The sequence below is a fragment of the Elizabethkingia bruuniana genome, assembly GCF_002024805.1.
Taxonomy (GTDB): domain Bacteria; phylum Bacteroidota; class Bacteroidia; order Flavobacteriales; family Weeksellaceae; genus Elizabethkingia; species Elizabethkingia bruuniana.
Map to the genome: position 1 here is coordinate 363642 of NZ_CP014337.1, position 15901 is coordinate 379542.

Consider the following 15901-nt stretch of genomic DNA (forward strand, 5'->3'; position numbering starts at 1 on the left):
TCTCACATCAATGTAAATATACTATATTATAATACAAGCTGCCTGAAAAGGCAGCTTATTAGATATTTTATTAGTTGTAAGCTAGAGGCTCGTGCTAACGGGGGAGCTACTAGTTTGGATATATCAAATTTTATAAGATGAATAAAAAGTATTACCTAAAGGTGTAAAGTAAATACATTCTAATTTTTCATGGGAGATTAATATTGGACAATCGTCATATAATTCTAAAAAATTAAAAATATTTTCTAAAAAGACATGATAAAGTGTTGTTATAATAGTATTCTTATTTATACAGAAGAATACTAGCTCCTCTTTTTCCCAATTTAATATCGATTTCAAAAATTTTTGCAAACCTAAAATATTATTAGAGTCATAATAATTCCTCCAGTCTCCTATGTTTTTTGAATTATAAATTATTGGATTATCATCATTTATTTGATAAAAGTTATTTGAACTTTTATCAATTTTATCACTCCATAATTTTGAAGCTTTATCTTCATCTAGTAGATAAATATTTTCGATTTTCTCATCAAAATACTCACTATAAAAAGTTTTCTTAATAATAGTATTACTCATCTTTTAATTTGGTTTGTTATAAAAAATATGGCCTGAAGATTTTCCATCCTTCCATTTTATATGTTGTTTAACCAATGTCGCGGATTTGTAATCCGTGACTTCATTCTATGTTATAAAGATAACTTCAATATCCAATGCACTATCTAAATCTGGATAATTTCTGGCTGAACTAAAATAGTAACTCTAAGCTTCTATTATGATTATCAATATAAATATACTATGTATAATAAAGCAAGCTGCCTGAAAAGGCAGCTTGATAAGTATTTTAGGTTAGTCACGAGCAAAAGATTTGCGCTAGTGGGGAATAAACAAAACGCCAATTGCGATTGTGTGGGCTTTGGTCTATCTTAGAATTAATTATTTTTTGAGCTTTTTTATAAGCCTTTCTCTAAATAATTGTGTTATTAAAAAAGCTATTATAGCAAGTATAAATATATTTCGTTGCCTTTCATATGTAATAGCCCAATATATAAAAGGTGCACTTATTAAAATCCATTCTAATAAAAGTTTTAAGATAAGATTATTTTGATTAGGTAGGATTATAATTAAATCTAAAATAATAAGTACTAATATAAAGGCTATCCAAAACATTATACCGTAAAAACAAATACCTATTAAAGATGCTACCATTGCCTGAAAGACATTTCTCGAAATATTTGAGTCTATTAACCCATATATAGTGGTGTACAAAAATAATACTGTGAAAATACCAACAATATTTATCCAACTCGTTTTTAATATTTTCATTTCTAATTATTTTTATATTTTCATTTCAAAAGTTATAGTTCCTGGCTCGGGAATAGTAATGTCTGCTGGTGCGAGCGTCTCGCTCGTATCAATGTAAATATATTAAAAAACAAAGCTGCCTGAAAAGGCAGCTTGATAAGTATTTTGTTAGTCGCGAGCCTTAGGCTCGCGCTAGCGAGGGATCTTGCTTCTTATCATCAGATGTATCTTGGTTTTCATCACTCAACACTATAAATGTCAGAGTTTATTACAATTTTTGTGATCTCATAATTATTCTTGTAATAATATTCTATATTATTGCGAGTATATTCATCCCAATATATGAACGAGGAGATATAGGAGTTATTTGTTTTTTTTATAGTAAAATCACTTCCTTTTCTATTATTTCCTTTTGAAATATGATAATTTCTAATATTAGACATCCATAAGGCACTATCATTATTTATGGGAAATTTAGAATCAGATACATAAAATTCTCCCTGTTTCTTGATAAAATAAAATTCAATATTTCCTGACAAATCCTTAACAGTTATTTTATCGCTGTCTTTTAAAGAGACCCTTAATATATTTTTATTATTCTTTTTGTTAATTAAATCAACACTATAATTCTTTTTGCATGAATATAGTGTGAATAAAGTTATTAATAATGCTATAATTCTCATTTTTCTTTTAAAATATTATTGATTGTTATCCGATAATGGTGTTTTTCCCGATGTCGCGGATTTGTAATCCGTGCCTTCATTCTATCCCATAAAGATAACTTCAATATCCAATGCACTATCTAAATCTGGATAATTTCTGGCTGAACTAAAATAGTAACTTTATGCTTCGTTCGTATCAATGTAAATATACTATGTTTAATAAAACAAGCTGCCTGAAAAGGCAGCTTGTTTGTGTTAATCACGAGTCAGGACCCATGCTAGAAGGGATATATTATTTTTTATTATTAAAAATAATTTTGCCAAAAAAAGCCAGAAGCAGGAATGGAATCTAAGATAGATTTGCTTTGTGAATTGTTATCAATTTTCTGTTTTAGTTCAGACTCTTTTATATTATTAATAGGAAGGTTAATATATAATCTATTATTATGAATATTATTATTTAAGTATAGCACTAAAAACTGATTATTAATTTTTTTTTGAGCTATATTATAGGGTAAATTTCCTATTCCGCATACAGATTCATATTTTTTACCATTAACATTAAAAGTATATATATAATTATAACCACTACCTTTTCCATATCCTTTAATACTTTCGACTGTTCCAATAGCATATTGCCCTTTTTCCTTATAATTTATTTTATATTCTTGTTTAAATAAATAATCATATGAAAATATGCACGCTAAAAAGATAGCTAACATTATTACTATATATTTTTTTAAAAAATTAATCATCTATTTTGTTTTTCTGATATGGTTCATTTAGATCTCTTATTAATTTTTGCACATAGTATGCATTATAGCAAATATACTCAGGCTGTTTATTAGGTGTTTTAGGTTAATCATGAGCCAGAGGCTCGTGTTATCATTAATTACCAATATAGTTTAAAATCTTTTTTCTTTATAAACCATGATTGTGCAAAATAATCATCTTGATATAGATCATAATGGTTGGTATAAAAAAGATATATAATAGTTCTCTTTTGGACTAAGTTAAGGTCATTGTTTTTAAATATTAAGGAATGAGATTTAGATTTATATGTAAAATTATTCACTAAATAATTAACGCCCTTTTGTCTATAAGATTCTAAAATGATTTTATCCAATTTAATTAATGATTTATTTAAATCTAATTTTTTGAAATAATTAATAGGCATTTCATCTCTTAAATTTAAAAATTTGAATAAAAAATCATTTTTATTAATTTTATTTTTATAAAATTTTTCGAATATTTTATCGAGTTCCTCAATACTTAAATATCCTATAATATTTGCAGTATCAGTTTTTAAAAAAACATATTCTCGAACTTGTATAGTTTGTAATTTTCCATTATTGATATCAATATTTTTTGATAAACTTTTATAATTGTATAATAAATAAGAGTTTTCCTTATTACAGGAAAGAAGATTAAGTATCAATAAAAAAAGGAAGGTTAAATTTTTCATAATCTAAGGATTTATATTATTAGGAGGTTTGTTTAATCTTTTCTCATCAATTTTGCCACCATAATATTTCCTTAAAGGAATTTCGTTGGATTTCCCCCCTCCTCTGGTGCGAGCGTTTCGCTCGTATCAATGTAAATATACTATATTTAAAAAACAAGCTGCCTGATAAGGCAGCTTATTAAGATATTTTTGATTAGTTCAGAGCCGGAGGCTCGTGCTATTGGGGATGAATTACTTCTACCATAATGCTATCCAAAAGATAATAGTTTTATGCAATTCACTTATTGCAATCCCTTTAGACATACCATTTTGTTTATTTAGTGGCATATATGTATCTTTCTTTAAATCAAGATTTTTAAATTTTTGAATATCATTATTGTAATCTATTATGTAATAATCATAAGAAAGGTCATATAGTATCTTATTATTAAGATCTAAAAAATTTGGTATAGGATATTTAGACTCTTTATTTATAGTAATAATGTTATTAGTAAATTCACTAAATCCATCTATGACTTTCTCATTTTTATTAATTATGTAAATTTCATTTCTATTAACCTTTTTTGGTTTAACACGATTTTTTGTAAAATTCTTTTTTAAAGAATCTATAACTCCTATCTTAACGTTATTTTCTAATAAATATAGATGAATATTATTGTTTTTAATATCTTCATTATAAGCAATAATTACATTGTTTCCTATTTTATTAGGAAAATGAGAAGTTAAACTAGTAAGAAAATTTTCTTTATGTTGTTTTAGAATTTCAGTGTTTTTGCTATTAAAATCATTTTTAACGCATGAAATTGTAATAATAAATATAAATAATTGTATAAAACTGTTTAATTTCATTACTTTAAAATATTACTTAAAAAGTCAACAATATCTTTTATAATTGCAGCTCCTGTTTTTAATTTGTCACTAGTTCTAAGATTTTTTAATTCAGCTGTATCATTATTTGACTGACCTTTAGGTTTTGTCAATGTATAAGTTATATTTCTAACTGAACTCCATTTGTCTGAATAAGTTATATCTTTTTTATTTAATTCTTCTTTTTTGACGTATGTATATTGACTTTTGCCAATTTGCTCAATTGAAAAGTCTTTTAATGAAATTCTTTCTTCTCCCATGGGCCCACTACTTTCAATAGCACTTTCCTTAATTTTGACTCTTTCTGCACTTTCATAACCTTGTTTATGCATAAAGTCTTCGGATTGTTCAATTAAAACAGGAGTTTTACTATCAAGTATATTTTTACTTAATCCATATGATACTTTTCCCCCAAACATGTTATCTTTTCCCAATCGTTCAAAGTTATTTATATTCATGCCTGTTTTTCCTAATATTCCAGGTGTTAATTTTGAAACTCCCGATGTCGCAGATTTGTAATCCGTGCCTTCATTCTATCCCATAAAGATAACTTCAATATCCAATGCACTATCTAAATCTGGATAATTTCTGGCTGAACTAAAATAGTAACTTTATATTTTGTTGAAATTTTATGTTTTTTAATTTCATGTAATTATAATAAAAAAGTACTGTTATAAATTCGCACTATCGGGCTATTTATTTATACCCAGGCTCCGTTGAATTGTCTCTAATTATTTTATAATTGTATTTTTCTTTATTCTTAAATAAAAATGATACATCCCCTTTAAATGATTTTGAAAAATTATAATCTGTTTTTGAAGGAGTTATTTTGTAAATAATTCCTTTAATTGCCATAGCTTCGAAGTTATCATTATAGGGCACCGTTAAGATATCACATGGCTTAATGTCTATTCTTGTTTTAAGTATATTATACTTTGCCTGATATGGCTTTGAAACTATAAAATTCTTTTGAGCAAATTTTATACATCCTGTTTTTTCAATATATAATAAAGCTTTATTGATATTTATAGGAGATGCCACTAAAATTATTAAGCTATCTCTATTTTGAAGAATATAAAAAGAACTATCAATATTTTTGCTTTCATACAACTCAAGAGTAGCTTCGTTAATAAGTTTATTCATATTATTGCTTTCAAAAATTCCTGTGTTCATAATTGCTGATCTAGCAGCACAGCTAAATAAGAGCAATATAGTTCCAAAATAAATTAATGCTTTCAATATCCTAAAGTTTTAAGGTTTAACGATTTAATTGGTCCGATTTTTCTTTCACCCCCAGCATTAATTTCTCTTCCATTCTTTTTTGTAAGCCTTATTCTCCCGCTGGTGCGCGCGTCTCGCTCGTATCAATATAAATATACTATGTTTGATAAGTATTTTTTTAGTCACGAGCCGGAGGCTCGCACTAGCGGGGGTCTTTGTTTATTAATTTATCTCTTAATAGCTGTGTAATCAAAAAAGTAATTATTGCAATTACATATAATGTTCTTTGTTCGGGATATTTTATTGCCCAATAAACAAAAGGGGAACTTATTACAATCCATTCAATAAGTAATTTTATTTTTAAGTTTTTTGGATTAGGAATAATCAATGCAGAATCTAATATTATTAACATTATTATAAAACCTACCCAAAACATTATGCCGTAAAGGCAAACTAACACAAATGCCCCAAATAAAGCTTGAATAAAAGTTGCAGGATAATTTATCCAAGAATTTAAAAAAGTATATAAAAATAATACTACAAATACTCCTAATATATTTATCCAATTAGTTTGTAATGTTTTCATTTCTAATTATTTTTATCTTATTATTTCAAAAGTTATAGTTCCAGGCTCGAGAATAATAATATCTGCTGGTGCGCGCGTTTCGCTCGTATCAATGTAAATATACTATATTTAAAAAACAAGCTGCATGAAAAGGCGGCTTGATAAGTATTTTGTTAGTCACGAGCTAGAGGCTCGCGCTAGCGGGGAAATTTACAAAATAATCATATTATTAAATCAAAGCAAAGGAATAAAATAAAAATATTAGCAAAGGAATACACAGTATAAGATTCCAATAATTTCTTTTATAATTTGTTAAGAATTTAATTGAAAAATATAAAAATATAATTGTGCCTATTATATTTAGTGGAAATGAAATAAAAATATAAATATTCTTAGCTAATCCACTGTAGGTGCTTATTACTTCTAATTTATCTATTAATAGATAAATTAGAAAGTTTATCATAAATATTGCTAAGGAAATATATGCAATATTATTTATTTTTATCTCTTTTTCCATTGTAGTCAATTATAATTATATCTCCCCGCTGGTGCGAGCGTTTCGCTCGTATCAATGTAAATATATTAAAAAACAAAGCTGCCTGAAAAGGCAGCTTGATAACTATTTTTGTATTTGTCACGAGCCAGAGGCTCGCGCTAGCGGGAGGATTTAATATTATAAAACATCAATCCAATCTTTATTCATGTAGTTCTCAACCTCTTTATAGTCTTCAGATATTTTTTTTACAATTTCAAAGTTTTGCTCCCATTTATTAGAGCTTATTAGTCTTTGAAAAATATATAAAATATCATTATTAGAAAACAGTATGAAATATGAAGTTAATTCATCTTCTTTAATGCTTATTATATTAGTGTTTTCTTCTGGAATTTCAATTTTTTTCCAATTATATTGATTTAAAATATCTGCATTATCAGTTACGTTAAAACTAGCTGAATCAAAATAAAGATATTTATTTTCAATAAACTCAACTAGTAATTTCAAATTATATATTTCATTTTTATCATCATAGAAATATATGTTCTTTACTTTAAAATCCTTTATTTGAGATATGATCATTTTATTGATTATTGTAGTGTCCGATAGTTGTTGCGTTTTTTCTTGCATCATTCCAATGTTTTTTTGCTTCTGGGCTATTTTTATTAAGAAGCACATTCATAAATTCCCCCGCTGGTGCGAGCATCTCGCTTGTATCATTTGTGATAACTTCAATATCCAATGCATTATCCAATCTGTTGAACTAAAATGGTAACTTTAAGCTTGTGTTACTATTATCAATGTAAACATATTATAAAACAAGCTGCCAGAAAAGGCTGCTTTGTTATGTATTTTGTTAGTCACGAGCTATAGTTCAGGGTTAATAGATACTTTTGCAGATTGTTTTATTTTCATTATACACATCTGGAAAATATCTTTTTATAGTTTGGTAAATGTTGAATTTTTTTATTGTCTAAAAAATCTATTACCTTATAAACATAAGACGAGTCAAATAATTCAAAAGGATTATAAATAATGATAACTTTTTTTATAGAATTTATCTTATTTACAAATAGAAAGAATTCTAAACTATCTTTGGCGTTATCAACTACACAATCTTTTAATAAGTCATAAATATTTAAATTATTTGAAAGGTTGGTAAATTGACAACATGTAGAGTAAGGACAACTTCCCAAATAAAATATGTCTGTAAAATTGTGTAACTCTTGCTGACCAACACTTTCTTTTAAAAAATTATACCATGTGTCCATTTTATTTAATCTTGATTATTTACCTGCTGGTGTGAGCATCTCGCTCGTATCAATGTAAATATACTATATTAAAAAACAAGCTGCTAAAAGGCAGCTTATTAAGTATTTCATGCTAGTAATGAGCCTGAGGTCCGCACTGGCGACAGGAAATTTATAATATAACTAAACTAGGATTATCATAAAAATGAATTAGTTCACATTTTACTTTATCTCCTATACTGAAATCAATATCTATATCTAATTTATTAAAATCTATTTTTTCAAAATCATCAATATCTATTACTTTTAAATCTTTAGAATCAATATTTGGAATAGATATAATTTCAAAATTACATAAATCAATCATTTTTAATTCTATAGGCGTGAAAACCTTTAAATTGGAAAACTTATTGACTCTTGCATACGCAGTATACAAACAATTTGATTTACTAATATTATTCATTGCGAATTCAATAAATTTATCTAAGATTGTATTTAATTTATTAGGATCCCCTGCTCCTGAGAAAACTTCTCCATTACATTGAATGAAAAACCAATCATCAGGTCCATTATCTATATTTTCATCAATTGTGAATCCACTGAGAACAGTGTCAAATAAATCTATATTTATGTTCCAACCCGGGTTATTAATAGTATGAATATTTATCCCATATTCACTTTCCCAGTCACCATTACACTGGAGTTTGAACCATTCTTGTATTATTCTTATATTTTTCATCTTATAAATCTTGCATTTTTAGGTAGCTCTTCGGGGGTTGGCTTTCTTGTTTCCTCTTTAGTTTGCACATGAGGTGTTGTAACGGACTTTTTAGTCTTTCTATCTACATGTGCTGCGCCTGGAGATCCATCTTTTTTTCCTCCATCAAATCTCTTAGTAGGATTAAAATAACCTTTATTTGTTTTTTCATATGTTTCATACTTATAAATATTTCCATTAACATCTCTATCAAACGATGAATGATCTCCGACAGCTTCTTTATTTGGTTTAAGTTTGTTTGAGCTCCTTACTGTTTTATGGATAATTGCTGCAGCTGCTAGTCCTTCAACTTCTTCTATATTAACATTTCCTCTGGCAACATGTCGTACTGTGGATTCCATTTCTCGATCTCCTTCAAACACTGCGGAAGTACCATCTTTCCCTTCCATGGCATCATTCCATGTAGATGCGACACCATTATATATGGAGCCCAGAGTATTACTTAGAAACGTTCCTGTTTTGTCTATAATATTCCCACTATATTTGTCTCTTTGAGCATATGGTAGTTTAATATTGTGTGCTCCTAATGTTAAAACGGGTTTTCCTCCATATTTATTTTCATTAAGATACCAAGGTAGTCCTTTTTCAAGTCCCTCAAGTTCTACAAAAGCGGTAACTTGGTTTTCGGAGAAGTTATATGGAGATTGATATTCATATTTCTCGCCAAGTTGATCGATATTAAAGAATCTACCTAGCTCTGGTATATAGTTTCTCCACTTAAAACTATACCATCCATTCTCCTGCAATTCTTGTCCTTGATATTTATACTGATAAGCACTATTAGCTAAAGAGTTTGAATTGTATCCCTGATGTTTTAATCCAAACGGGTAATAATTGTTTTCTTCAATGATCTCTGCTCCTCCAGAAGCACCTTTGGTGTAGCTTAACCTTACATTTCCAAGGTGATCTGTATAATTGTAAATATACTTATTTTTGGTAAGATCATAATAACCTTCTGAAGTCGGTATAAATTGTAATACACCATTTTCATACTGGAATCCATCTAAGTAATCCGTTGTTTTACCTCCAAATACCTTTCTGACTTTAGAACCATCTGCGCGGTATATATAATCTGTATTCCCTATGGAAGCTGTAATACTGCTTGGTAGGTTCAGATAATTGTAAGCAATATTCGAGATCCCTTTATCCAGATGATTCACCATATTGCCGTTAATGTCATAAGCAATTGTATTTCCACCTACCGGATAACCTGCTGCATTTCCAGAAGCATCATTCACTCTAATCAGTTTATTACTGTTTCCAGATTGATCGTAGGTATAATTCAGCTGATCTATTAATCCGGCACCCTGACCTGTTCTTTGCAATCCGGTGATATTTCCGTTCAAGTCATAACTCAACTTCTCCGCATAAGAACCACTGACAGCTCCGGCATTATCCCAATAACTGCCTTCTTTTAATCGGTTTACTCCATCATATTGATAGCTATAACGTCTTAATGTTCCGTCACTTTGTGTAGCCCAGTCAGTTTCGGCAATATTGCCATTGTATTTTTTAGAAGTTCCTGCTGGATTAATATACTTCAGTTCAAATCCGAAAAGCTTATTTAGCAAATTCTTTGGATCATTCATTTTGGTTAAAGCACCACGAATATTGTATTCGTTTTTTATCGACTGAATACCATTTCCAATATTTTGGGATTCTAATTGTCCAAGTTCATTGTAGATATTCTCTGTTAAAACTTCCACCGGGCCACCATTTACCTGATGGGTATGCTTTACCAGACGGTTCTGATGGTCGTAAGAAAAATCTTCTTTCATGACCATTTCCCCGGATGAAGCATCCCTTTTATGATAGGTTGTAGTACTGGTGGGTACTCCGGAGAAAGCTAATACCGAACTTGTTCTGGTATAACCGCCAAGATGATTCTGAGATTCTGTGGCTACAGGCCTTGCTTTATCATCATACCAGATATAAGATTTTGTCCATCCATTATCCTCAATATTCTTGACCATAGAAGCTACAGGTAATCCTTTGGTACTTCTTCCGTTCACAGGATTAGAACCCAGAACCGAAGCACCATTAAACACTGCCGGACTTCCCGGTGGATACTCATCATAATAATTAACGGTTAACAAAGTAAAGTTACCAACAGGGTAGGCGGAACTGCTATAATAAATGGTAGTCCCGTTTTGTACAAAACCGGAAGCACTTCTTTCTTCGTTATTAATACCAAAATTAACCATATTGCTTTGTTGAGCATCTCTTCCCGGCTCACTGTCCAGTAATCCTGTATAAGCCACTCTTCCGAATTTATCATACTTGGTGAAGAGCCATTTATTCTGCTGGCGGAGTTTTCCATCCTGAGTTAATACCAGTCTGTCCTGCTTATCATAAACCATATACTCCCAGTCTTTTCCCGGAAGCTTCTTTTCCACCAGTCTGTTTTGGCCGTCATAACGGTACTGATAAGCCAGTTCATTAAGGAGTGTAGCATCAACGCCTTTGTCAATAGCGAGAGGTGGAATAACAAAAGCAAGCTGATTGTACTCATTATACACATAGTAAGTATCCAGATTTTCTGAACCATTTTTTTTACGTACCAGAACCGTTTGTCCCTGTCCGTTTTTAAATTCTATTGTTGAATTTCCATCTTCATCGGTAATGACATTTTTGTACAAACTATTGGCTCCATAGGTACCACTTAAACCCAGAACAGAAACTGTTGCATTATTACTCCAGGAAGTACTGGTGGTATAACGATAGACCTCACCATCAGCATTGGCTTGATATTGATATTGAACTTTTTTACCATCCCAGTCAGAACCCGGAGCAGCCTGAGCGAGAACTCTGTCCAGAGGCGAGTTTTCAAGTGTTTTTTCTCCATAAGCCAATGGATCTGCAGATCCGTCAGCTTTCTTGTAATAACCAGAAGCAGCGGTCTGAACTCCGGACTGGATATTTCCGTTTAGAGAGTTCATTGGAACCGGAAGCCATGACTGTACCTGACGGCCGAAGCTGTCATACGGAATATCGGATACTAAATCCTGACCATTGGGTGTAGACTTAATAGAAAGCTCCTGTTTGGGTCTGCCGAGTCCGTCGAAATAGGAGATACTCTGCTGCTGAGGGGCAGCAGGATCTGAGGAAGAGCGTGGTGCCAGGTAAGTACGCGAGTAGATGTAATTCTCATTCACCGATATTGAAGCTGTCGGATTAGGAGCATAATTATTAGGCGTAGGGTTAGGATTAGACGAAGCTCCCAGAGAAGCCCTGAAGCTGTTGACGGCAGGTGAGGCGGCATTGAATCCTGGCAGGAGCCTGATGCTGTAAGGATCGGTAACAGACTTGTTTTGTTCTGTTACCGGATTGGTGAGAATAATCTGGGCATGGGATGAGAGTGTCCCTGCCATGAGAATTCCCATGGTATAAAAATGTTTGAACTTAAACATAACGATTTGGATTTTAAAGATTAATAATTACTTTTTGCGATTTTTTGTGTTTTTATTTTTCAGCGATTTAGTTGTAAGGATTTAAGTTATATGATTTGTCGGTTATCAGTTATCAGTTATCAACCATCAACCATCAACCATCAACCATCAACCATCAACCATCAACCTATTCAGATAACCTCTAACTTCTTTTGTTGAAGCAAATGTCCTGATTGGTGACGCCAAAACTTGACGTATTAAAAAAGAGTTTTAGCTTTTTTGTGTTTTTTTGAAAGGGTAGTAATATGAACTACCAAAGGTTCAATTGTAAGGCTATAAAGGCTAACTTCTAACCTCTAATTTCTAATTAAAGAGAGGGCAGGTGATGAAAGCACCAACCTGCTTTTTTCTCTCTTAATTTCAATATTTTGTACCTCGTACTTCTAATTTCCGATTTCGTACTTAATTCTTATATCGGTATTGGTATTCTTTCAACAGATTTCCATTCACATCTTTTACGGATTCTAATCTGTTAGCTGAATCATACTTATAGATTTCACGTATTCCTGAAGGCGGGGTAATACTTGTTACTCCAATCAGTGGATTATAAGTATAAGTGGTAATCTGATAACCTGTAAGTGCAGAATTATTCCTTAAGGCATCCAATGCCCCGATTAAAGCCTGTTCCGACTGGTCAGTTCCCTGTGTGTTATCTGCATCCGATGCAGCAATAATAGCTTGTACATAAGCAGAAACCTGGTTGTAGGCAGCACCTTCTATTTTCGCAATAGGTTGTGTTTGACCATAACCCCAGATAACGGTTACAGGTTTTCCTTTTACCGAGTACTGAACAATATTTCCTTTATTGTCATACAGATCATAAGTTAACTCAGTTTGAGCTTTAGCGGCATCCTCCGGATTTTGGAGATCAAAACCTAATACCGAAACAGGTAATGCTAATCCTGCTGTTTTAGCATTGGCATCAGCCTGACTGGTTGGGTACAAAATCTCTGATTTGGAAATTGTTTTTCCCGGATCATTATCATTTTGTTTCTGAGTAACGCTTGTCTGAAGTGGAATCCCAATCATATTTTTATCAATAAGATACTGGTTGCCTTTTTCGTGGGCATATTGGTAAGTGGTTTCGGAGGACGAGCCATCAGAAATTTTGGTTATTGTGTTTTGGATGTTTATCGGATTGTTAATATTAGTGTCAGAATAATTATTGGTAACAACTGTTTCTATAACCTTACCATCTAAAAATTCCTTCGTTATAGTTTTAATGTTTTCTATTTTGGCTGACTCTATAGCGTCTATTTGTAAGTCAGTATCATATGCTTGCTCAATTGGCAAAACATCAAAATTGGTATAAAAAGCAGCCATATATGGTATATTAGAATTAACAGTATAACCGGAAAGACTATTTTTAATTGGACTTAATTTTTCAACATAATCTACTGTTTTAATAACTTCATTTGCAGCATTTAGATAAGTTTCTTTTTTTAATCTTCCTGCCTTCCATCTGTTATAGCCTAGCTGTGGAAGGTCTCCCTCACTAAATTCCATTAAGACACTGCCTTTTTCACTTTTTTCTATAACATAAGGATATGTTGCAACATCTGAGCTTCCGTAGGTATTACTGTTTTGGCTTGAACTTTGAATAGTCAAATATTGTTCGATGAAACCAGGCGGAACATCATAGCTGCCTATAGGAACACCTTGAATATGTCTTCTTGTAAATGTTGAGAAATTAACAGGTTGATTTAGTGTTGTGATTGGATTGAAGTTATTACTTCCGTCATATTTTCCATATAAATAGGTATAAACATTGGATACATTATTTTGATCAATATCTTCTATTTTAGAAATTCGTAAGCCAGAGTAACGAATGGTATAGCCTTCCGGACCTTGGACATACACTGGGTATTCATAATCTAGATAAAAAGAAGCATTACAATTACAATCACCTCCCTTCCATATTGATAGAGATCCGGAATTTGCATTGTTTGGCCATATTACTACCTGAGATTTAGATCCGGAAAGGTTATTATTGCCAAAACTAATAGAGCCAAGACATCGTGTTTGTTCTATAGGTGCTACCTGTCCATCTGGTAAAGATTCGTTTTCACAGGAGTTATTAAAAATAGCCATTACTGTGTCTTTAATCCTAGCTTCTTTATTAATTGCATATATTTTATCATAAAAATCATTGTCTAGTACAAAATCTTTGTGCAAAGTTGCAGGAGTAAGACCTCCGTCAATTCTTGCGACCTCTATTCTTTCTTTACTATAGTATGCAATATTTCTTTCACTATCAAGCTTAGTATAGCGATATGGTTGTTCATAATAAAAATTTTTCTTTGCACCTGTTGGGTACTGTATAGATTTTAGACTTCCAATTTTGGTATATTTAATATTTGGTTCTCTGCTTCTTCTTGGAATTCCATCAATACTAGAAGAAGGGGGAGTGTTACTTCCGCCGGTATATTTTTCAGGTAATCCTGTCGACCCATCGTATAAATTGTTAATATATCCCCAATAATCATCTGTATTAGAATTTCTCCTTGGAAAGCTAAATTCCTCATCATAGGTAAACTTGTATTCATTGTTTTGTAGATTATCATGAATACTCACTAATTTCAATCTATAATCTTCATGTGTTTTGTTCGTGTTTTTAGTTTCAAAATAGTTTTGATTCAGGGCTATGTCTTTTATGATAACGCCGGATTTATTTTTCACCTGTATCTTTCTTAAGGCAAGCCCTTTACCTCCTTCCAAATCTTTTCTGTATACAGTGCCATCTGAAAGAGCCATACCAGGGTCGTCAGAATAGAAAAAATTGATCTCACCATTATCAAATACTATTTTATTAATTAGATTTTCTCTGGATACAGTATAGGATAATTTTTTTTCATATTTAAGAAGTGGAGGTAGATTGTAATAAGATCCGGGAGGATCTGTTGTAAGTTTATGATGGGCAATTTCTACAAAGTTTTGTTCCTTATATATGTTAAGCTTATTATAACTAAACTTTACTAGCTTGTTATTAATCTTAAGGCTATCGATATTGTATAATGTTGGATCCAGTGTTGTTTTATAATCATAAAAGCTTTCGACCAGATTCTTGGTAGACATCCAGTATTCAGCTCCCTGAGGATCTTTAAAATTAAATTTATCCTGGCTTCTGACGATGGATATATCTTCATTAGGAATAGTAAATCCCTTTAGCCCATCATATTTTATGATAGATGAACCTACATTATTATTTTGTAAAATAAATGCACCGGAGATGGTTGGTAAACTATAATTGAAGATATCGGGCTTTGTATCATAGATGCCATTCATAATTGCTTCGAGATCTTCTACTTTTTTATGGGTTTCCTGATCAATCCACGTTGTACGGGTAACTCCACGATATTTGTCATAATCATTAATATTTTTGGAAAGAGGATTAGCCGAGAAATCACTTGCTCCTTTTATTTCATGTTGTATGTTTCCGGGAATATTCAACGACCAGCCTAATCCTACTATACTGGAGACTTCATTTAGTTTTATTCCACCTGTATTATAAGATAAGCTAATGGGGATTGAAACACCATCAACAGTTATAGTGTATATGGGAATATTTATGTTTGCTTTTCCCCTAAAATAATCCATTGGCATTTTTTCAACTTTTGAAAGACTGTATGCTTCTGCGCTGGTAGGGAATGAGATTAATTCCTTTTTTTGTGCGCTTAGTATAGTGGCACACGCAAAAGAAAATAATGTGAAATAGGTTTTCATTGTATTCAATATTTTTTTGTTTTAATTTTTAATTTGAGATTTAGCAACGCCTTTCTAAGGCGATCTGCTTGTGAGATTTTTTAGTGGTTTCATAATATTTTATTTTTAGTGTTTTCCTTTCTCCAA

Annotated in this window: 14 protein-coding genes; all 14 read right to left on the reverse strand. The window is 31.1% G+C overall.

Annotation, left to right across the window (positions count from 1 at the left end):
• Nucleotides 1-123 precede the first annotated feature (123 nt).
• The 14 genes from AYC65_RS01700 to AYC65_RS01770 all read right to left on the reverse strand — a co-directional run bounded on the left by AYC65_RS01700 (nucleotide 124) and on the right by AYC65_RS01770 (nucleotide 15775).
• A complete protein-coding gene (locus AYC65_RS01700) occupies nucleotides 124-576 on the reverse strand; it encodes a DUF2947 family protein (protein WP_059333908.1) in 453 nt (150 codons plus the stop codon).
• A 357-nt stretch (nucleotides 577-933) separates the two neighbouring features.
• Nucleotides 934-1323 (reverse strand): hypothetical protein, encoded by a 390-nt coding sequence (locus AYC65_RS01705; protein WP_034870996.1) that lies wholly within the window; start codon nucleotides 1321-1323, stop codon nucleotides 934-936.
• 218 nt (nucleotides 1324-1541) lie between these two features.
• Nucleotides 1542-1985, reverse strand: coding sequence for a hypothetical protein (locus AYC65_RS01710; RefSeq protein ID WP_034869876.1), 444 nt, complete (start codon nucleotides 1983-1985; stop codon nucleotides 1542-1544).
• A gap of 284 nt (nucleotides 1986-2269) precedes the next feature.
• Nucleotides 2270-2719: a hypothetical protein gene (locus AYC65_RS01715; protein WP_131828196.1), complete on the reverse strand. Its 450-nt coding sequence runs from the start codon at nucleotides 2717-2719 to the stop codon at nucleotides 2270-2272.
• A 137-nt stretch (nucleotides 2720-2856) separates the two neighbouring features.
• Nucleotides 2857-3429, reverse strand: coding sequence for a hypothetical protein (locus AYC65_RS01720; protein WP_059333907.1), 573 nt, complete (start codon nucleotides 3427-3429; stop codon nucleotides 2857-2859).
• A gap of 237 nt (nucleotides 3430-3666) precedes the next feature.
• Nucleotides 3667-4278 carry a hypothetical protein gene (locus AYC65_RS01725; protein WP_034869880.1) on the reverse strand — a complete coding sequence of 204 codons (612 nt, stop codon included), beginning with the start codon at nucleotides 4276-4278 and terminating at the stop codon, nucleotides 3667-3669.
• On the reverse strand, nucleotides 4278-4754 hold the full coding sequence (locus AYC65_RS01730) for a hypothetical protein (protein WP_131828803.1): 477 nt from the start codon (nucleotides 4752-4754) through the stop codon (nucleotides 4278-4280). The genes AYC65_RS01725 and AYC65_RS01730 overlap by 1 nt, the downstream gene beginning before the upstream one ends.
• Nucleotides 4755-4992: 238 nt before the next feature.
• Complete coding sequence (locus AYC65_RS01735) at nucleotides 4993-5535, reverse strand: hypothetical protein (RefSeq protein WP_131828194.1); 543 nt, start codon at nucleotides 5533-5535, stop codon at nucleotides 4993-4995.
• 184 nt (nucleotides 5536-5719) lie between these two features.
• Nucleotides 5720-6103 (reverse strand): hypothetical protein, encoded by a 384-nt coding sequence (locus AYC65_RS01740; RefSeq protein WP_034869886.1) that lies wholly within the window; start codon nucleotides 6101-6103, stop codon nucleotides 5720-5722.
• A gap of 652 nt (nucleotides 6104-6755) precedes the next feature.
• The gene (locus AYC65_RS01750) at nucleotides 6756-7208 is read right to left on the reverse strand and encodes a hypothetical protein (protein WP_131828193.1); all 453 of its coding nucleotides are present in this window, start codon (nucleotides 7206-7208) and stop codon (nucleotides 6756-6758) included.
• Nucleotides 7209-7489: 281 nt separating this feature from the next.
• Nucleotides 7490-7846: a hypothetical protein gene (locus tag AYC65_RS01755; protein ID WP_034869888.1), complete on the reverse strand. Its 357-nt coding sequence runs from the start codon at nucleotides 7844-7846 to the stop codon at nucleotides 7490-7492.
• A gap of 151 nt (nucleotides 7847-7997) precedes the next feature.
• Nucleotides 7998-8564, reverse strand: a complete 567-nt coding sequence (locus tag AYC65_RS01760; RefSeq protein WP_052114689.1) for an immunity 53 family protein — start codon at nucleotides 8562-8564, stop codon at nucleotides 7998-8000.
• Nucleotides 8561-12013 carry a DUF6443 domain-containing protein gene (locus tag AYC65_RS01765; RefSeq protein WP_234300217.1) on the reverse strand — a complete coding sequence of 1151 codons (3453 nt, stop codon included), beginning with the start codon at nucleotides 12011-12013 and terminating at the stop codon, nucleotides 8561-8563. The genes AYC65_RS01760 and AYC65_RS01765 overlap by 4 nt, the downstream gene beginning before the upstream one ends.
• A 441-nt stretch (nucleotides 12014-12454) precedes the next feature.
• Entirely contained in the window at nucleotides 12455-15775 is a 3321-nt protein-coding gene (locus AYC65_RS01770; protein ID WP_034871508.1) for a hypothetical protein, read from the reverse strand.
• Nucleotides 15776-15901: the final 126 nt, after the last annotated feature.